We start from the raw sequence: 17938 nt of genomic DNA, 5'->3' as shown, positions 1-17938 counted from the left end.
GATTGCTTTCGTTATAATTTATTTCACAATTCCGCTGACAAATTCAGTAGAAGGATAATACATGTTTTTCACAATGACGTTCGCCCCTAAGCACTTCACTGCTGGGCAATGGCAATTGATCGATTTAGAAATATTTGAATCAAGCCATCTGCTATAGATTTGAGTTAATGATTCATTTTTAATATTGCCGAATGCCTGACCGTCATCCGAAAAGTCGGTAACCGAAATATCGCCCGAGAAAATATTCAGGTTCATTCGTGAACGCCCGTCAACATCATTTCTCATTGTCGTATTCGATGCATGATTGATTCGGTTGATTAATGCAATATCGCGCTCATCACGGCTGCATGGATAGAAAGGCAATGTTCCGAATAAAACCCAAATATCTTTATTTCTGTAATCAAGGATTTCATTGATTACTGTGCGATATTCATCCAAACCGATTGTTTCTAAGCTTTCAGCGAAATCACTGGCATACATCGGGTGAATTTCATGACGTTTACACAGCATTTCATTGGCCACTTCATGGTGGATTTTCTCCATAAATGGCACCGTGTTGCGGTTTAACATTGTTTCGGCGGAAACGAACATGCCGCCTTTTGATAGTTCTCTTGCATTGTCAAAAATATTGCGGTATAAGTTCCCTCTATATTCAACGGATGGCGTTTTTTCCATCATAGCAAATCCTGTTTCAACAAATTCCTTTTCGTCACACCAGTTATGCGAAATATGCATGACATCCAAATAAGGCGCAACCAGTTCGTAATGTGACATCGGTAACGTAAGGTTGGAGTTAATTTGTGTCTTAATCCCCCTGCTCTTCGCATATTTCAGTAGCGGTAACAGGTTATCCTTAATTCCCTTTTTCGTTAATAGGGGTTCCCCGCCTGTAAAACTCATTGTCCGTAATGTTTCAACCTCATCCAATTTACGAATAATGTCGTCTGCCGGAATGGCCGGTAATTCTTTTGTTAATAACGCATAGCCTACTGCACAATGCGAGCATCTCATATTGCATAAGTTTGTTGTTGTAAACTCTATATTAGATAAAGTTAGCTTACCATGTTGATCAATATCAATATATGGTTCCCATTCATCATGAGGTTTAAAAATTGTATTCATTTAAATACTTCCTTTCTGCGAGTACAATTTTCTCATAAAACCTTTGTGATGGAAAGGCTATTGTTTATAAGGAAATCACAGCAGTTCCGTTAAAATAAAAATGGCCGCCCGAGATAAAATCCCGCGCAGCCCTTTTATTAGATTTCGATTTTTTCCGGCAATTCCGGAATTTCCGATACGATATCTTCTTCGGTTAATCGCAGCTGAAACAATGGGTACTTTTCTTTCAAATCCAGCGGTCCCAATATTTCATCCGCTTCTGTTTCATTCGGGGTTTCATACGTAAAATCAACCGATACAATCTGCTCAATCGTTTGTCGGATTTGTAATTTTTCCTGCTCTTTAATCGGAAGAACACCTTCTGTTAAAAACGGCTCTATCGCATCTTTTATAAAGCTTTGTGCTTCAGTAATGCAATTGAATTCAGCCAGTTTATTTACGGATGCTGTCATACAAGTCCGATCATAGATCCGTTGTGCTTCTAATTCGCTCAGCTCACTGTGTGTCGATGATAACCGGTCTTCCACCAGTTCGTTAAGGCGGCTTTGGACAGCATCCAGTTTTTCCAATACAAATTGTTCGTATTTTCTAATGAACACCTGTTTTTGTTCAATATGCGACTGGATTTTATTCAATGTTTGAATTCGCTCGGAAAGAAGCGGTGTCAGTTCACTTTCTTCAATCGGGAAAGGAAGCGACTTCCCTGTCTGTTTTTTGAACTGCTTCTCCAGTTCTCCATATTCCATCGTATATTCTACATGCAACTTCCGGTAATTCCGCACATGTTTTTGATAAAGGCCTGCCATTTCCTCGTACATATCGATGATCGGATCACGTAAATAAGAATGGCTTTCCAATGTTTGTAACAGCTGAAAAAGCGTCTGGACTTCTTTGAATACTTTACTGACCGATTCATATTGTTGTTCAAGAGAAGTGACAAGTGCTTTATCGCGTTGCAGTTGAGCTGCATCTTTCTGAACATCGTTTTGATGCTGGATGACATATTCAAATGCCGATACATACGGTTCTCTTGCAGGAATTGTATTAACTTCTACACGGAGACGTTCCAGCCATTGTAAAAATCGCTCCGTTATATGGCGGGTCTTTTTTTGCTTGTTGTCGATTAACTGGAACATGAGCTGTGACAACTGTGTAATGCGGGAGTCAATAAGCAGCTGTGAACTGTTCGTAGTACGTGCTTGCTGTGCCTGTAAAGCCGATACCGGCACATCCTCCCCAATAAAATAGCCGTAACGTTCTTTCTCCATATCGAGAAAGGTTTCCACTTCCCCATCTACCCGGTCAATCCCGTTTACGATTAAATGTGCCGTAATCCCCATTTTGTTTAGCTTTTCTATAAAGTTTAATTCAGCCTCTGTGGCAGGTGAACCCGCCTGCAGTACCCAAAACACCTCATTGCAGCGTTTCAAGAGTGCAGGTGGAAAGTAGGCTGTATTGTTTGCGCCTGCTTGCAGCGCAACCGAGTCGACAATGGTTACTTTTTTTAAAAGCTCGCACGTTATATATACTTCCAAATAATCCAGATGCTTACGAATTATTTTGGCACTTTCCGTATTCGAAATGGTGAATAATGAGAGGTTGGCAATATCAAAGGTTACTTCCATTCCATTTATAAATACGGCTTTAATATATTCCGTATCTCCGTATTTTAAAAATGTATTGGTCCTCGTAGGTTCTGATAGGCGGTCTTCCAGCAGATTTCTGCCGATTAAACTGTTGATCACGGTCGTTTTTCCTACCCGCTCTTTTCCTAGAAAGAGCACGATTGGCTGACTGTCTGCATCATTGATTATCTGGTTTAAACGGGATGTCGTATCTTTTACATAATTATTTCGGGACAGCATACTATGCAAAGGTTTTAACCGTTCAATTAATTGTTCCAACGGATTTTGTTCATCAAAGTTGTTTAGCTGTTCGCTGAATCGCTCAGTCATACGGGTCACTCCTTTACAAACAATTGTTATTCTATTATAAACGCAGAGATTTCCTTATGCAGAAATAATTACGAAATTCGAAATAATTGGTTCCTCATACTTAAATAACAGAACGAATACTAGGTATTAACACATAGGTATTTAATTTCGGAAAATAAATTTCATCAGAAAGTTGCTATTGCCCGACATCGTTTGCGTGCTATTATAGTAGAAGAATATTTAAAAGGAGCAACACAATATATGTATAATATCCGTGAGCAATGGTTTGGGAATGTACGTTCAGATGTGTTGGCAGGACTGGTTGTCGCACTTGCCCTCATCCCCGAAGCAATTGCTTTTTCTATTTTAGCCGGTGTAGATCCGATGGTCGGTCTTTATGCCTCATTTGTAATCGCTGTAACAATCAGCTTTGTCGGTGGTCGTCCTGCGATGATCTCCGCAGCAACAGGAGCGATGGCATTGGTTATCGTCTCGCTTGTAAAAGATCATGGACTGCAGTATTTACTTGCCGCAACAATTTTAACAGGGGTTATCCAAATTATTTTTGGAATGCTGAAAATTGCACGTCTGATGAAGTTTATTCCGAATGCGGTCATGATCGGTTTTGTTAACTCATTGGCGATTTTAGTATTCATAGCCCAAACACCGCACTTTATCGGTGGCGACATCGTAACATGGGCATTCCTGCTTGCGACGATCGCACTTATTTACGCAATTCCTTTCGTCATTAAAGGCATCCCTGCCCCGCTCATTGCTGTCGTTATTTTATCAGCCGTAGCTATTTATTCCGGATTCAATTTAAAAACAGTTGGAGATATGGGGACAATTACACAAACATTGCCATCATTTTTAATTCCGGATATTCCGTTTAACTTAGAAACATTAATGATTATTTTACCGTATTCATTAGCTCTGGCAGTTGTCGGATTAGTCGAATCATTACTGACAGCATCAATTTTGGACGATATGACGGCTTCTGAAAGCGATAAAAATAAAGAAGCGCGTGGACAAGGGATCGCCAATGTTATTAACGGTTTCTTCGGTGGGATGGCCGGCTGTGCGATGATTGGACAATCCGTTATTAACGTAAAATCCGGTGCGCGTGGCCGACTCTCCACTTTTGTTGCCGGTGTATTTTTAATGTTTTTAATTCTCGTATTGGGCGATTATGTTGTCCAAATTCCGATGCCGGTACTTGCCGGTGTAATGGTTGTTGTATGCATTACCCAATTTGACTGGCAATCATTCAAATATGCTGTGACAGCACCGAAAAAAGATGTGTTTGTGATGCTTCTGACAATCGCGGTTGTCCTTTATACACATAACCTGGCGTTAGGTGTTGTAGCCGGTATTGTTGTCAGCGCACTGTTTTTCGTCAACGAAATCTCGCGTGTAAGTATTTCGCAGGAAGGGAAAACATATTTTGTCAAAGGGCAACTATTCTTCGCTTCAACGGAAGGTTTTATTAACTATTTCAAAACGGTTCAAAGTGAGTCGTCTTCCATCATTATCGACTTTTCCCAATGCAAAGTGTGGGATGACTCGGCAATCGGTGCTTTAATGAAGGTGAAAGACCAGCTGAAAGCGAAAAATATAGAAGTAACCTATTTGAATATTGATGAGTCAAGTAAACAGCTATTGAGGAAGTTAACCGGTACGACATTAATCGATTAGGAGGTGGCTCATTATGTATGAACACATTTTACTGGCCGCTGATGGTTCGCAAAACTCGATACGTGCGGCTAAGGAAGCTTTAAAAATAGCCCAAATCAATTCTGAAACAATGGTAACCATCCTTTTTATCATTGATATGGAAAAAGCGAAAACGGATGTACTGCATTCAAGTTCGATTGAAAGTCTTTACATGGAACGCCGTCGAAAGCTTGTGCCGATCGAGGAACTGTTCAGCGAGCAACAAGTTCGTTATAAAGTAGAAATCATTCATGGCTCACCGGGTCCTGAAATCATCAAATATGCCAATACAAAAAATGTGGATTTAGTTGTAATCGGCAGCCGCGGGTTAAACAGTCTGCAGGAAATGGTACTGGGGAGCGTATCACATAAAGTGATGAAGCGTGTCCAATGCCCAGCGATGCTAGTGAAGTAAGCAAAGAAGACAAAACATTTTTAGTGCGACTAATTTGTTTTGTCTTTTTTTATGTATAATTGTGGTTAACAGGTTAGATTGAAGATGAGGTGGGAACTGTGTTTTTCTTAAAACCTAAACTAATTAAAAATAATAAGAAATCTATTGCGGATTTGTTATTTAAAGATGTTTCACCTGAACAATGGGATCAGGATCATTTAACTAAAGCTAATTTGGATTATTCAATTGATAGTGTTCGTCTCGTTAATGAGTACGCTGAACGGATACTCCATACAGAATTCGGTCAGCAGCTTTTAAAAGAGCATTCAGAGAAGCTCATCACACGAATTGGTGCGTATTTAGGCGAAGTCATAAAAAATCACAAAGACGGGCACTATCGCTGGTTTGAATTTAATTCCGTAAAAGCAAATACCGTACATTTAAATGAATATGAACAGAGTGTGAAAGATGAATCCGTTCTTTATTCTAAAAAGCTGGATCATGCATTGTGTCCCATTTATGAAGTAAAGCAATATTTTGATGGCAAGCCCAACTATAATCATTTTTTAGCCTATGTAGAACAAGCGATAAAAAACTAGGATTTCGGGGGAGGAATTATTGATGTCGAGTGCCGCTCTAATCGTACTAGCCATAGTTTCGACTGTGATTTGGATTGCTGTGTCTAAAGAAGCTGCAAAACCTACAAAAGAAGTAAACCGAAAAAAGATGTATACTTTAGTATCCGCAGGAACTTTATCTTCGATTATATTAACTGTATCTCTTTTGCAAAATTTAGTATTTTAAGTTCTGTAGATTAAATAACAAGACGTCCGTTTGAATTGTGTTGAATCAATATTTATTCCTCAGTTCGGGCAAAATATTCCTCACTTCGGGCTGGATAATCCTCACTTGCTCTTGTTTAATCCTCACTTCTTGTTCGTTATTCCTCACTTCCAAGTACATAATCCTAAAATCCTGTATGAGGGGCAGAAACCCGCCCCCTCTTTACCGTTTTAAACAGTGGCAATTCGTTGTATGGTCATTTACCATGCCGACTGCCTGCATATAGGAATAGCAGATTGTGCTGCCGACAAATTTGAAACCGTCTTTTTTCAGTTGCTTGCTCATACGATCGCTTATTTCTGTCGTAATCGGTACTTGTGCGGATGATTCCCATGAATTGATCAGCGGTTTGCCATCAACAAATGACCAAATGTAGTTTGAGAAAGAGCCGTATTGTTTCTGGATTGCCAAGAAGCTTTCGGCATTTGTCACGACACTTTTGATTTTCAGCCGGTTGCGGATAATGCGTTCATCATTTCTTAATGCTTCCAGTTTTTCTTCATCATATTGAACAATCTTTTCTGCATCGAACTGATCGAATGCAGCCAAATAGCCTTCTCTTCTTTTTAATATCGTCAGCCAGCTTAAGCCTGCCTGTGCCCCTTCCAAACAGAGCATTTCAAATAGCTTCCGGTCGTCATAGACAGGGACGCCCCACTCTTCATCATGATATTTTACATAGATAGGTTCATCTAATTTCACCCAACTGCAACGCTCCATGTCCTCACCTCTTTTTAACCACTGTAATCCAACTCGTTTGCAATCGCAAATCATATTTGTTATCCTTACCTTACGAACGTCAGGAAGGTGAAACATATGACAAAAGAAAAAATCATCCAGGCTGCGATGCTTAACTTCAGCGAACACGGATACAGTGGCGGATCGCTGGCCCAAATCGCGGAAGAAGTAGGCATACGGAAGCAATCAATCTATACGTATTTTAAAAGTAAGGATGCGCTCTATTTATCGATTTCAAAACAGGCAATGGAAGCAGAGCTGTTATTTGCAAAAGAATTTATCGCAAAGCACCACCAACTTCCTGTCGACAAAGTATTACTGCCATTTTTACAGTCTTTTCTAGAACGCTTTGAATCCAGTACTGAAACTAAATTTTTCATGCGTTCTATTTTCTTTATGCCGCAACATTTGGAGCAGCAGTTAAGTGAACAGACCTATTTTTATTTGGACGAATTGGAAAGGCTTTTCACGGATTATTTAACGGAACAAAAACTGTCCGTTACAGCGAATGAAGCAGCAATCGGCTTTTTGGCATTGCTTGATAGTCTGTATGTCGAAATGCTTTACGGCGGCAGTGAACGATGTGAAAAACGTTTGCAGGCGGGATGGACCATATTTCACAGAGGAATAAGAGCTGAGGTGTAGACATCATGACAAAATATTGGATACTCGTCCTATTGGCTGGCATCATTGAAATTGTTTGGGCAATGGGACTGAAATACGCAAACTCTGTGTGGCTATGGGTAGGAGTTGCCGCATTAATCGTAATATCATTTTATATTTTAATTATCGCAACAGAGAAACTGCCTGTTGCTACTGTTTACGCAGTGTTTACAGGGATCGGGACTGCCGGTACGGTCATTGCAGAAACGGTCATTTTCAACGAGCCGTTCAGCTTCACGAAAATCGGATTTATTGGACTATTATTGATCGGTGTGATTGGGTTAAAGCTTATTTCCAATGATCCGGAAGAAACGAGGGATGCATAATGGCTTGGGTATATTTAATTTTTGCCGGACTTTTTGAAGTCGGCGGTGTGATCGGAATGAATAAAGTTGCCCAGAAGAAATCATTCGGCTCCTATGCGTTTCTGATCGGTTCTTTTATTTTCAGTTTCTCTCTCCTTTCACTGGCAATGAAAGAATTGCCGATGGGTGTCGCCTATGCTGTCTGGACAGGGATCGGTACAGTCGGAGGGACGCTTGTAGGCATGTTTATTTATAATGAATCCAAGGACTGGAAAAGAATTCTATTTATTTCGTTTATTATTATTGCGGTTGTCGGATTAAAAATTACGCAGTAGAATAGAATTAATAGAAACAATGTGTACATTTTATGAATTTTTTCATAGAGTGTGCACCTTGTTGTGAAATGTTGGAGGCCATTGTGAGAAATTTATTTCAAGTAGTCCCAATTCCTATCAGTGGGCTCATGCTCGGACTGGTTTCATTGGGAAATTTATTTTTTAGTATGGACAAAGCCGCTTTCGGTCACGTCTGTTTTTTTATAGGGATCTTTTTATTTCTATTAATTATCGGAAAACTGATTTTTGCGTTTTCCAGTATTCTAACAGAAATGCAAAACCCGATTATTGCATCAGTATCTCCCACTTTTACGATGGGGACTTTATCGATCAGTAGTGGTTTACACTATTATGGTGTAAGTGATTTCGTTATACATATGATCTGGATTCTAGCTGCAACGACTCAAATCTTTATTATCTTTTATTTTATCCGAACGTTTATTTGGAAAAAACGGATTTCGATTTCGGATATTTATCCAAGCTGGCTTATTATGTTTGTCGGGACTGCTGTCTTGCCACTAACAGCGAGTGATCTTTCTGGCGTACTTACGAAAGCGATTGTTATTTTTGCGATATGTGCTTTTATTGTGCTAGTGCCTATCCTCGTTTTCCGAGTGTTTATTAGAAAAGATTTGCCGGAGCCTACGATTCCGATGCTGACAATTTTAACTGCGCCCGTTTCGATTAGTTTAGCTGCTTATTTCCAGCAGTTTGAAAGTCAATTCGGGATTGTACTGACATTATTCATCCTCGCGCAAATCATGTATCTACTAGTACTTTCGAAATTACCGGGTGCCTTACAGCTGCCTTTTTATCCAAGCTATGCTGCCTTTACATTCCCGTTAGTTATTTCTGCTACGGCCACTTATGGGGTCATTCATTATTTCGGGCAAAAAGGGATTTCGACAAATTGGCTGGAACCGTATTTTTATTTTCAATTAACTTTCTCTGCAATTATTGTATTTTATGTTTTTATCCGCTATATCAACTACTTGTCTGTACAAGTACGACTACAGCGCAGAGTCATTCGAGAAGAAAAAGAAGCCATTTCATAATTCTTCCGCAATAGCGAAACATTCCCCCTTTATGCATCGTATACTACATAAAGGGGGGATTTTTTTGAAAAGAATTATTTTTGCACTATTATTTATTGTTCTTATCCTCGTGTTAATTTTCTACTGGCTTGACTATGAAATGAATGCTGCATTAAATAATAAGGCAGACGGTTCCAACGAATATGTAGTCATTTTAGGCGCAAAAGTGAAACCAGGCGGCATCCCTTCCCAATCATTAAAAAATCGTTTAGATGCGGCAGTGGATTATCTTCAAAAATATCCTACCGTAAAAGCGATTGTTACAGGTGGTCAGGGTGCTGATGAAGATCGCACAGAAGCGTCTGTTATGGCTGACTATTTAATCAAACATGGGATTGCTGAAGATCGAGTGCTATTGGAAGATCAGTCTACAACGACTTATGAAAATTTACTGTTCGCGAAAGAACTGATGCCTGAAAATACAGAGAGCATCACGATTATCTCAAATGATTTTCATTTGAAGCGTGCGACCATTCTCGCCCGTAAACTTGGTCTAAAGGCGGATGTAGTGGCTGCCCCTACGCCAAAAGTGGTCAATACAAAATCACGTATTCGCGAACGTCTTGCGATCATTAAGGCCTATACGAGAGGCCAATAATTTTACATTTGCCTTTCAATTCGTTATCGTAAAACGTAACGAACAGTTGAGGTGAATTTCAATGAAACTTAGTATATTAGATCAAGTACCTATTTCCAAAGGCATGACATCAACCGATGCACTAGCGAATGCAGTGAAGCTTGCCCAACTTGGTGATGAGCAAGGTTATGAACGTATCTGGTTTGCAGAGCACCATAACACAACTTCCCTTGCCAGCTCGGCGCCAGAAGTAACAGCTGCCTATGTTGCTGCGAAAACAGAGCGTATCCGTGTAGGAACGGGCGGCATTATGATGATGCATTATTCTCCATATAAAGTGGCAGAAGTATTTAAAACATTGGCTGCGTTGGCACCAGGTCGTATCGATTTCGGTGCAGGCCGAGCTCCAGGCGGGGATATGCCTGCAATGACTGCACTTGCTAGTGGACGCAGACCTGACCTGACGGAACAATACGATAAACTCGAAGTTATTTTACGTTTAATGAATGAACAGCGTACAGGTGAAGCGGTTTATGATAATGTTGTCGCCGCTCCTTTCAAAATACAGCTTCCGCAAAGCTGGCTACTTGGTTCAAGCGGTCAAAGTGCGAAAAAAGCAGGAGAAGCGGGTGTCGGCTATTCCTTTGCCCAGTTCTTCAATGGACAAATGTCTAAAGGGATTTTCGATGCATACCGCAACAGTTTCCAGCCATCATACTTTATGGAACAGCCGCAAATTATTACGACTTATGCAATCAGTGTAGCTGAAACGGCGGAAGAAGCGGAATACTTATCGATGCCGATGCAAATTACCCGCCTGAACTTGATGCGTGGTAAGCTCCTGACTGTGCTTTCTCCTGAAGAAGCAAATGATTATCCGCTTACGGAGATGGATAAAATGATTTTAGAGCAAAACCGTCCGCTAATGCTAATCGGTTCTGCCGAGGATGTTGCGAATCAGATTAGAGAAGAACAGGCATATTACGGTTTTGATGAAGCGATGATCAACTGTAATTTATATACGATCGACCAGCGTCTGAACAGTTACCGTCTATTAATGGAACAGTTTAAAAAATAATATAGTTTTAATAAAGTAGTGCTATTTGATTCGTCAAGGGCACTACTTTTATTAGTTCAAGTCCAATTAATTTCATTGCGGGCGTAGAAAAACAGTAACATTGCAACTAAAAAAGCAATCTAAACTTTACATGTCGTAAAATTTGGATTGCCTGTAATTTTCATATATTTTTCACTTCAACCCGTTTACACTGTAGCTGTCGTCGTTACTGGTTGTGGAGCGATTTTTGCTACGATGACGCTGTTTACCGCATTAATATAAGCCATTGCAGAAGCTTTTAAAATATCAGTATCTGCTGCTTTTGCGATATAGTTTTCCCCACCGTATTCGATAATGATTTTAACTTTCCCTAACGCCTCTTGGCCGCGTGATACGGAGCTGATGTTGTATTCGACAAGCTTTACCTTGATTCCAGTAACATCCGCAATAGCTGAGTAAAGGGCGTCAATCGGACCTGAGCCGACCGCACTTGATTTGAATACATCTTCCCCGCGGCGGATTTTTACGCTGGCAGACGGGAAGGTAGCGTTTGAAATAATCTGTAAGTCTTCAATATCATAAAACTGATCAGAGTAAGATTCTTTATTTGGATTGTTCTTTTCTGTTTTTTCATAGTAGCTTTCAACAATGACATATAGATCATGGTTGTAAACTTCTTTTTTCGAATCAGCTAATTTCAGGAAGCTTTCAAAAATGCCTTCAAACTCTTCGTCTGTAAAAGCATCAAATCCTAGTTTAGAAAGCGCATTTTTCACTGCATGACGACCAGAACGCGCTGTTAGAACTAGTTCCATATCATCGAGACCTACATCTTCCGGATGGACAATTTCATAAGCATCACGTGATTTCAGTAAGCCGTCCTGATGAATTCCTGATGAGTGGGCAAAGGCATTATCACCTGTAATCGCTTTGTTCACTTGCACATCAAGACCCATGAAGCTTGAAACTAAGCGAGACGTATTCATAATTTCTTTCGTATTAATATCTGTAAACACATCGTACACATCACCGCGCGTCTTAATCGCCATCACAACTTCTTCTAACGCCGCGTTCCCGGCACGTTCGCCAATACCGTTCATCGTCACTTCGATTTTATCGGCACCATTTTTGACCGCCGCTAATGTATTGGCAGTCGCCATCCCTAAATCGTTGTGACAGTGAACAGAAAGCAGTACCGAATCGTCCAGGTTTTTCATTCGATAGTTCAGCTTGGCAATCATCTCGCCCCATTGTTCCGGCTCGGCATATCCGACTGTATCCGGTACATTAATCATCGTAGCGCCGGCCTTCATGACCGCTTCAATCGTTTTCCACAGGTATTCAAAATCAGATCGGGATGCATCTTCCGTTGAATACTGTACTTGCGGCAGTAACGTTTTCGCGTATTTTACTGCATCAACTCCGATTTGCAGGATCTGGTCTTTCGATTTACTGAACTTCTTCTCCACATGAATATCGGATGTTCCTAAAACCATATGGATCATTGGATTATTGGCGTATTTCACTGCATTATATACAGAATCAATATCATCTTTTACCGCACGGGCAAGTGCCGTGATAATCATATTCGAATTTTGGCCAACCTTTTGAGCCACAGCTTTTACTGCTTCAAAATCACCTTGTGAAGATGCTGGGAATCCGGCTTCAATAATATCAACACCGAGCTTTTTTAACTGCTGGGCAATTTCCACTTTTTCATATAAATTCAGTTTAGCCCCAGGCACTTGCTCACCATCACGTAATGTCGTATCAAAAACCCAAATTTTTCTACTCATTCTCATAACCCCTTTTCTTCTCAAATGATTTTAAAACAGTATATAAAAATAAAAAAACTCGCCTCTATGAACAACTTCATAGAGACGAGGTTAAACTCGCGGTACCACTCTAAATTGAATGCCCATTGCTGGAACATTCCACTTATCGACAAATAGTTTGCCTGTCTTTTAACGGAGACTTCCGACTTCCCTACTGTAACTTCAGGTCGTAGCTCATGGACGAGTTCAACAGTTGTATCTGCCAGTTTGCACCACCCACTGGCTCTCTTAAAGTATACAAGCTATTTACTACTTCCAATCATTGCCTAGATATTACCTTGAAATGAAGTTTACCGGCAATGAAATAAAAAGTCAACACTTATTATCAGAAAATTTAAATTTTATCGCCATTGAAAATTGAATTTTTAACAATTGCATAATCAACGTTACGAATCGCCGATAAAGTCTTACCACCTGCATATGAAATGGACGACTGCAAATCTTGTTCCATTTCAGTTAGTGTATCGAAAATCGATCCTTTTGAATCGACATACATTTTCTTGCCTTCTACGTTTTTGCGCTCGCCTTTTTGGAATTCCGAAGCAGAACCGAAGTATTCTTTTACTTGTTTGCCGTCGATTTCCACTGTTTGGCCAGGTGATTCCTCATGCCCAGCAAAAAGTGAACCGATCATCACCATTGATGCACCGAAACGCACTGATTTGGCAATATCCCCATGTGTACGAATACCGCCGTCCGCGATAATCGGTTTTGAAGCTGCTTTTGCACACCAGCGAAGTGCTGCCAACTGCCAGCCGCCTGTACCAAAGCCTGTTTTAATTTTTGTAATACACACTTTACCTGGGCCAATCCCAACTTTCGTCGCATCTGCCCCTGCATTTTCAAGATCACGTACTGCTTCAGGAGTACCGACATTTCCTGCAATGACAAAGCTGTCCGGTAAATGCTTTTTAATATGACCGATCATTTCAATCACTTGGTTTGAGTGACCATGTGCGATGTCAATCGTAATATAATCCGGTACAAGCTGAGCATCTTTCAACTCTTCGATAAATGTATACTCTTCATCTTTAACACCGACAGAAATCGATGCGATCAAGCCTTTGCTATGCATATCACGGATAAATTGCGCACGCTTTTCAGGTTGGAAACGGTGCATAATATAGAAATAACCTTGTGCAGCTAATTTTTCTGCTAATTGCTCATCAATAATTGTTTGCATATTTGCCGGAACTACCGGAAGTTTAAATGTATGGTTACCCAAAGTTACGGTTGCATCGCATTCTGTACGACTTTTCACTATGCACTTTGCAGGGATTAATTGAATATCTTCATAATCAAAAACTGTATCTATCATTTCACTACACTCCTAAATACGAACATTTTTCGTGTTTTTTATAATAATCATTCGACATCTGTTACTTTACTAAACAATGAAAACGTTGTCAACCATAAAACGAATATTTTATTTAATTTTAATATAATTGTTCGGTTTTTAAGGAATCTAAACAAATTTCTTCATTGTAAACGTAAAAAAATTATATTTCCCCTTATTTATAAATAACTATTGTCCACTAGCGCGATGCAATGCTTTAATAGAATTATTGAAAAGGAGTCGATGAATTGATGTTAGAGAAATGGTTGAACGTTCAGAAATAAGATTGAGCTGAAATTGGCTCAATAATCAATCATTATTGGAGCTGAAAAACATTGGAACATTTATTAAACTGCATGAAAATTATCGGGGACGATACAATACAACGTACACAATTAACACATCGTATTGAGCTAGTAAAAACCTTTCAAATTGAGAAAGGTATGAAAGTACTTGAAATCGGATGCGGGCAAGGTGACACAACTGTTGTATTGGCAGATGCCGTCGGAGAAACTGGCAGTGTCGTTGCCATTGACATTGCCTCAACTGAATACGGTGCACCAATCACATTAGGTGAAGCAGCAGAAACGATTTCACAATCCCCATTAGGACAGCGAATCGATTTCCACTATGAAACCGACTTCTTGCAAATGGCGTTCGACGAGAAATTTGATGTCGTCGTTCTATCCCATTGTTCCTGGTACTTCGAAAGTATCGAACTGTTAAAGAAATACTTGAAAAAAATTAAGCAAATAGCCGATCGTATCTGTTTTGCCGAGTGGGATATCGATTATACTTCAGATGCCCAGCGTGCCCATTTTTGCGCAGCTAATATTGCCGCGCTCTATATAGCATTTACAGAAAATGAAGGGAATATCCAAAATCTCTTTCATAAAACGCAAATAAAGGAACTTATGCTAAGCGAAGGCTTTTCAATCAAAGTTGACCAAACAGTCGACGCCAGCTATTTACAGGATGGATCGTGGGAAGTTGACTACAGCAATTACTTGCTGAATGAATTCTCGGAAGTTCCGACCAAAATTCAGTCCTTAATTCGCAGTTATGCCTATTTAATGAATGAGCAAACAAAGCCTCTTCTTTCGTTAAATAGTTTTGTACTGTGCGCTGATTTTTAATAACAAAAAGAAGCCAGTTTAATTAAACAAACTGGCTTCTTCTATTACTTATAATTTATTTTCATTTTGTTGAGCGCTCCAGTTTATTGCTTGTTCAACCAATCCATCAACAAAATCCTGTTTATGCTTCTGATATTGATGCGTTTCATTCGGAAACTGTCTCGCTAATTTTATTTTTAATTCACCATAACTTTTTGCGACTTCTGGAAAATGGGATAAGTATTTCTTGAAATCTAAATGTATATCTATATTTTCATGTCCTTCCTGATAAATATGAACATGATGTGTCCTATTATTCTTACCTTTTGGAAAGTATCTTCTGCCTGCTATTCCATTCTCACCTCTTGGTTCATACCCCAGTTCTGTCATAGTTTCATTATATAAATCAATTTTTCCGATTTCTTTTACAACGAGTAATATATCTATAACAGGCTTTGCATAACCGATTGTCGAAAGAGAAGTACTGCCGATATGTTCTATTCCAAGCAATTCATCTCCAAAAGTATTTTTAAGTATTTTTTCTTCCTTTTCAAATTGTTTTACCCAAGCTTCTGTCCAAGGAAGTATTGTTGTTTTTCTCATCCGTCCCTCCTCAAAAAAGTCATGGTTCACTTATTCCCATAGCTAATAATAAAAGAAATGCAACGACTAACACTGCAAGATTGGCGATGATTCCAATTAATCCGATTACTAGTCTACTTAGGCGTCCCTTTAATATCCATGAAGTTATTCCCGCAGTAATAAGACCTATAATAGATAAAATAGTTAACACTGCAATTGTCCTGTGAATTTCAGAGTTCGGCCCTCGTACAGAATAAAAATAAATTACACTTATGATCACCGGCAACATAGAAAAAATCCCCAGAATCATCCCGACTTTTGCTTTTTCCAAGTGTCATTCCCTCCTACTAGCTAGTGAAGTAAATTAAATCAATCTTCAGGAGACTATTTTTTAAAATAAACATGTAACCATATTATATGGATTAACTAAAATGCATACTCACGACGCACCGTGGCAAACTACCATCATGGAGGTGTAAACAGTGAGTACTAACAATAAAAACAATCGCAGCACGAGTGATGAGCAAGCAGTAAGAAAGAACTTATCAAGGGCGCTTGATCACGAACTGGCAAACGAACCGTTGACAGCGGCCGAGAGGCTTAATAACAAGAAAACGAAGAAGCGACAATAACAACTTCCCCCATCTGGAGTAAGGTGGGGGTATTTAATTCGTTTGCCTTTACAAGTCGCTACTACTTTCCCTATTTTTTCTCTTCTTTTTACCACCAAGATAATTCCATAGATAATAGGTAGACCAAAATAATGCCGGAAAAATAAAAATGGAAATCGATGAAACATACGGCTTTTCAAAAAAGTTACTTGGAGTACAATAAATGTACAGGAATATAATAATTAGAAATGGCACTAAAAGAATCCAGTAACGTATGTCTTTAAAAGTATTAAAACTCCCCATATGATCCTCCCTCTTCGATAATATGTGATGTTTCTTTTAATCCAATCGTTAAGATTAAATATAATTCTATTTAAATTCCTTGCATTTAATATACCGAAATAAAATCATTTCTTCCACAAAATGCCGGTTTTAAACAACAGAAAGGTACGAATATTATTTAATCTACATTCGCACCTTTTACTCGCTTCGATTATTTAACACCACTTTCTAAAATTTTGAACGTCCCCTTTTCACAATTAATTTCTGCTTTTGCCCCATAAGGTAATATAAATTTCGGTTCGGTATGACCAAAGTTCAAGTTATATAGTATCGGCAGATTTTCTAAACGATACTCACTCATCACTTGAAGAATTACCTCTTTATATTCCCCATAATACTTCTCATCCTGTGGTTTCCCGAAAATGATGCCATTTGTTTTTTGCAAAATGCCTTGTGCCGCATAATTTCGCAGCCAATATTTAATAAGATTCGGTTCAGGATATTCTTCAGAGGTTTCAAAGAATAGAATGCTATTGCCCCAATGTTCTTTATCCGGCCAAAGTTCAGTTCCCTTAGCAAACTCTAACACTTCAATACAACCACCTATTAAAAATCCTTGCACTACACCCGAACCCTGTAGTACTTCATAACCTGAATTTTCCCGCATATTCCTGCGACGGTTTTTATTTTCTTCTGTCCATTCCAAACGCTCACTCGTCCATTCGTTTGCAGGTTGAATCTCACCAATGATTTCACCCAAGAATAGTGTCCGGTTTACCATTTCAACCGTATAAGGATCCATCTCCACATTTTCAGCAAAATCGGTTAAGATGGCCGGACCATAAAATGAAGAGATCCCTGCTTTATGACAAAATAAATGGGCAATGGTTACATCCGAATAACCCATCAATATTTTCGGATTTTTACGTATGACATCTATATCAATATAAGGGAGTAAACGGATACTATCTTCTCCTCCATTATTGGCAATGATCCCTTTTATCTGTTCATCTTTAAAGGCCATCATTAAATCCTCTGCTCGAGCCTGTGGATTTTGATAAAGATATTCTTCACCTTTCAAACTGTTCGGCATTGGGACTACCTCAAGCCCAAACACTTCCTCCAATCTCTTTACCCCTTGATTATATCGCCATTTAAGAGCGGGTTCTCCTGCTCCACCCCACGAAGGACTTACTGTAGCAATCCGGTCTCCCGGCTGTAATTTTCCAGGCTTAATTAACATCTTTACTCACCTCTACATTTTCGAATTTATGTATAAAAACTAGTTCTATAAAAAAAGCTTAATACCTGCTGTTATTTATAAACAAGCCTTTCAATTAAATCGATACAACATTATATATACAGTTGAAATGTATAGTTAGACTGTATATAATGATATAAA

The 17938-nt window shown here is 39.2% G+C and carries 20 protein-coding genes and 1 other annotated feature; of the genes, 12 read left to right on the top strand and 8 right to left on the bottom strand.

Translation table 11 applies throughout. The annotated features are described in order from the left end of the window. Positions 1-18: 18 nt before the first annotated feature. Complete coding sequence (yfkAB, locus tag MKY51_RS07915) at positions 19-1122, bottom strand: radical SAM/CxCxxxxC motif protein YfkAB (protein ID WP_339176370.1); 1104 nt, start codon at positions 1120-1122, stop codon at positions 19-21. A gap of 137 nt (positions 1123-1259) precedes the next feature. After that, positions 1260-3077: a dynamin family protein gene (locus MKY51_RS07910; protein WP_339176369.1), complete on the bottom strand. Its 1818-nt coding sequence runs from the start codon at positions 3075-3077 to the stop codon at positions 1260-1262. A gap of 240 nt (positions 3078-3317) precedes the next feature. Between MKY51_RS07910 and MKY51_RS07905 the strand changes: the two genes are divergently transcribed. The 4 genes from MKY51_RS07905 (at position 3318) to MKY51_RS07890 (ending at position 5967) form a co-directional block, all read left to right on the top strand. Next, positions 3318-4751 (top strand): SulP family inorganic anion transporter, encoded by a 1434-nt coding sequence (locus MKY51_RS07905; protein WP_339176367.1) that lies wholly within the window; start codon positions 3318-3320, stop codon positions 4749-4751. A 13-nt stretch (positions 4752-4764) separates the two neighbouring features. Beyond that, complete coding sequence (locus MKY51_RS07900) at positions 4765-5184, top strand: universal stress protein (protein ID WP_339176365.1); 420 nt, start codon at positions 4765-4767, stop codon at positions 5182-5184. A 98-nt stretch (positions 5185-5282) separates the two neighbouring features. Further along, positions 5283-5762, top strand: coding sequence for a hypothetical protein (locus MKY51_RS07895; protein ID WP_339176363.1), 480 nt, complete (start codon positions 5283-5285; stop codon positions 5760-5762). Between the two features lie 22 nt (positions 5763-5784). Continuing rightward, on the top strand, positions 5785-5967 hold the full coding sequence (locus MKY51_RS07890) for a hypothetical protein (RefSeq protein WP_339176362.1): 183 nt from the start codon (positions 5785-5787) through the stop codon (positions 5965-5967). A gap of 201 nt (positions 5968-6168) precedes the next feature. Here the strand turns inward: MKY51_RS07890 and MKY51_RS07885 are convergent, their stop codons facing one another. After that, positions 6169-6726, bottom strand: coding sequence for a DNA-3-methyladenine glycosylase I (locus MKY51_RS07885; protein ID WP_339176361.1), 558 nt, complete (start codon positions 6724-6726; stop codon positions 6169-6171). Between the two features lie 96 nt (positions 6727-6822). Here MKY51_RS07885 and MKY51_RS07880 point away from each other — a divergent pair, with 96 nt between their 5' ends. From MKY51_RS07880 to MKY51_RS07855, 6 genes are all read left to right on the top strand, one after another. Continuing rightward, positions 6823-7389 carry a TetR/AcrR family transcriptional regulator gene (locus tag MKY51_RS07880; RefSeq protein WP_339176360.1) on the top strand — a complete coding sequence of 189 codons (567 nt, stop codon included), beginning with the start codon at positions 6823-6825 and terminating at the stop codon, positions 7387-7389. A gap of 5 nt (positions 7390-7394) precedes the next feature. Next, positions 7395-7733 carry a multidrug efflux SMR transporter gene (locus tag MKY51_RS07875; RefSeq protein ID WP_339176358.1) on the top strand — a complete coding sequence of 113 codons (339 nt, stop codon included), beginning with the start codon at positions 7395-7397 and terminating at the stop codon, positions 7731-7733. Beyond that, positions 7733-8047: a multidrug efflux SMR transporter gene (locus MKY51_RS07870; protein WP_339176356.1), complete on the top strand. Its 315-nt coding sequence runs from the start codon at positions 7733-7735 to the stop codon at positions 8045-8047. The genes MKY51_RS07875 and MKY51_RS07870 overlap by 1 nt, the downstream gene beginning before the upstream one ends. An 83-nt stretch (positions 8048-8130) precedes the next feature. Further along, on the top strand, positions 8131-9102 hold the full coding sequence (locus MKY51_RS07865; protein WP_339176354.1) for a TDT family transporter: 972 nt from the start codon (positions 8131-8133) through the stop codon (positions 9100-9102). 64 nt (positions 9103-9166) lie between these two features. Further along, positions 9167-9739 carry a YdcF family protein gene (locus tag MKY51_RS07860; protein WP_339176352.1) on the top strand — a complete coding sequence of 191 codons (573 nt, stop codon included), beginning with the start codon at positions 9167-9169 and terminating at the stop codon, positions 9737-9739. Positions 9740-9800: 61 nt separating this feature from the next. Continuing rightward, a complete protein-coding gene (locus MKY51_RS07855) occupies positions 9801-10796 on the top strand; it encodes an LLM class flavin-dependent oxidoreductase (protein WP_339176351.1) in 996 nt (331 codons plus the stop codon). Between the two features lie 185 nt (positions 10797-10981). Here MKY51_RS07855 and MKY51_RS07850 read toward each other — a convergent pair whose 3' ends face one another. Further along, a complete protein-coding gene (locus MKY51_RS07850; RefSeq protein WP_339176350.1) occupies positions 10982-12571 on the bottom strand; it encodes a 2-isopropylmalate synthase in 1590 nt (529 codons plus the stop codon). 77 nt (positions 12572-12648) lie between these two features. Continuing rightward, positions 12649-12882: a binding site (T-box leader), on the bottom strand. Positions 12883-12944: 62 nt separating this feature from the next. Continuing rightward, complete coding sequence (gene guaC / locus MKY51_RS07845) at positions 12945-13925, bottom strand: GMP reductase (protein ID WP_339176590.1); 981 nt, start codon at positions 13923-13925, stop codon at positions 12945-12947. Positions 13926-14281: 356 nt separating this feature from the next. Here guaC and MKY51_RS07840 point away from each other — a divergent pair, with 356 nt between their 5' ends. Next, positions 14282-15082, top strand: coding sequence for a class I SAM-dependent methyltransferase (locus MKY51_RS07840; protein WP_339176349.1), 801 nt, complete (start codon positions 14282-14284; stop codon positions 15080-15082). Positions 15083-15130: 48 nt separating this feature from the next. Here the strand turns inward: MKY51_RS07840 and MKY51_RS07835 are convergent, their stop codons facing one another. Both MKY51_RS07835 and MKY51_RS07830 read right to left on the bottom strand, forming a co-directional pair. Beyond that, positions 15131-15664 carry a GrpB family protein gene (locus tag MKY51_RS07835; RefSeq protein ID WP_339176348.1) on the bottom strand — a complete coding sequence of 178 codons (534 nt, stop codon included), beginning with the start codon at positions 15662-15664 and terminating at the stop codon, positions 15131-15133. A 19-nt stretch (positions 15665-15683) separates the two neighbouring features. After that, the gene (locus tag MKY51_RS07830; RefSeq protein WP_339176347.1) at positions 15684-15974 is read right to left on the bottom strand and encodes a hypothetical protein; all 291 of its coding nucleotides are present in this window, start codon (positions 15972-15974) and stop codon (positions 15684-15686) included. 151 nt (positions 15975-16125) lie between these two features. Between MKY51_RS07830 and sspO the strand changes: the two genes are divergently transcribed. After that, positions 16126-16275, top strand: coding sequence for a small acid-soluble spore protein O (sspO, locus tag MKY51_RS07825; RefSeq protein WP_339176346.1), 150 nt, complete (start codon positions 16126-16128; stop codon positions 16273-16275). A 472-nt stretch (positions 16276-16747) separates the two neighbouring features. Here sspO and MKY51_RS07820 read toward each other — a convergent pair whose 3' ends face one another. After that, on the bottom strand, positions 16748-17779 hold the full coding sequence (locus MKY51_RS07820) for a S66 peptidase family protein (protein ID WP_339176344.1): 1032 nt from the start codon (positions 17777-17779) through the stop codon (positions 16748-16750). Positions 17780-17938: the final 159 nt, after the last annotated feature.

The sequence above is a fragment of the Solibacillus sp. FSL R5-0691 genome, from assembly GCF_037974225.1.
GTDB lineage: Bacteria > Bacillota > Bacilli > Bacillales_A > Planococcaceae > Solibacillus.
This window is presented reverse-complemented; position numbering and strand designations above follow the sequence as displayed.

Coding starts and splice junctions, on each gene's coding strand:
- yfkAB (WP_339176370.1), bottom strand. CDS start 1,122: ATGAATACAATTTTTAAACCTCATGATGAATGGGAACCATATATTGAT.
- MKY51_RS07910 (WP_339176369.1), bottom strand. CDS start 3,077: ATGACTGAGCGATTCAGCGAACAGCTAAACAACTTTGATGAACAAAAT.
- MKY51_RS07905 (WP_339176367.1), top strand. CDS start 3,318: ATGTATAATATCCGTGAGCAATGGTTTGGGAATGTACGTTCAGATGTG.
- MKY51_RS07900 (WP_339176365.1), top strand. CDS start 4,765: ATGTATGAACACATTTTACTGGCCGCTGATGGTTCGCAAAACTCGATA.
- MKY51_RS07890 (WP_339176362.1), top strand. CDS start 5,785: ATGTCGAGTGCCGCTCTAATCGTACTAGCCATAGTTTCGACTGTGATT.
- MKY51_RS07885 (WP_339176361.1), bottom strand. CDS start 6,726: ATGGAGCGTTGCAGTTGGGTGAAATTAGATGAACCTATCTATGTAAAA.
- MKY51_RS07880 (WP_339176360.1), top strand. CDS start 6,823: ATGACAAAAGAAAAAATCATCCAGGCTGCGATGCTTAACTTCAGCGAA.
- MKY51_RS07875 (WP_339176358.1), top strand. CDS start 7,395: ATGACAAAATATTGGATACTCGTCCTATTGGCTGGCATCATTGAAATT.
- MKY51_RS07870 (WP_339176356.1), top strand. CDS start 7,733: ATGGCTTGGGTATATTTAATTTTTGCCGGACTTTTTGAAGTCGGCGGT.
- MKY51_RS07855 (WP_339176351.1), top strand. CDS start 9,801: ATGAAACTTAGTATATTAGATCAAGTACCTATTTCCAAAGGCATGACA.
- MKY51_RS07850 (WP_339176350.1), bottom strand. CDS start 12,571: ATGAGTAGAAAAATTTGGGTTTTTGATACGACATTACGTGATGGTGAG.
- MKY51_RS07835 (WP_339176348.1), bottom strand. CDS start 15,664: ATGAGAAAAACAACAATACTTCCTTGGACAGAAGCTTGGGTAAAACAA.
- MKY51_RS07820 (WP_339176344.1), bottom strand. CDS start 17,779: ATGTTAATTAAGCCTGGAAAATTACAGCCGGGAGACCGGATTGCTACA.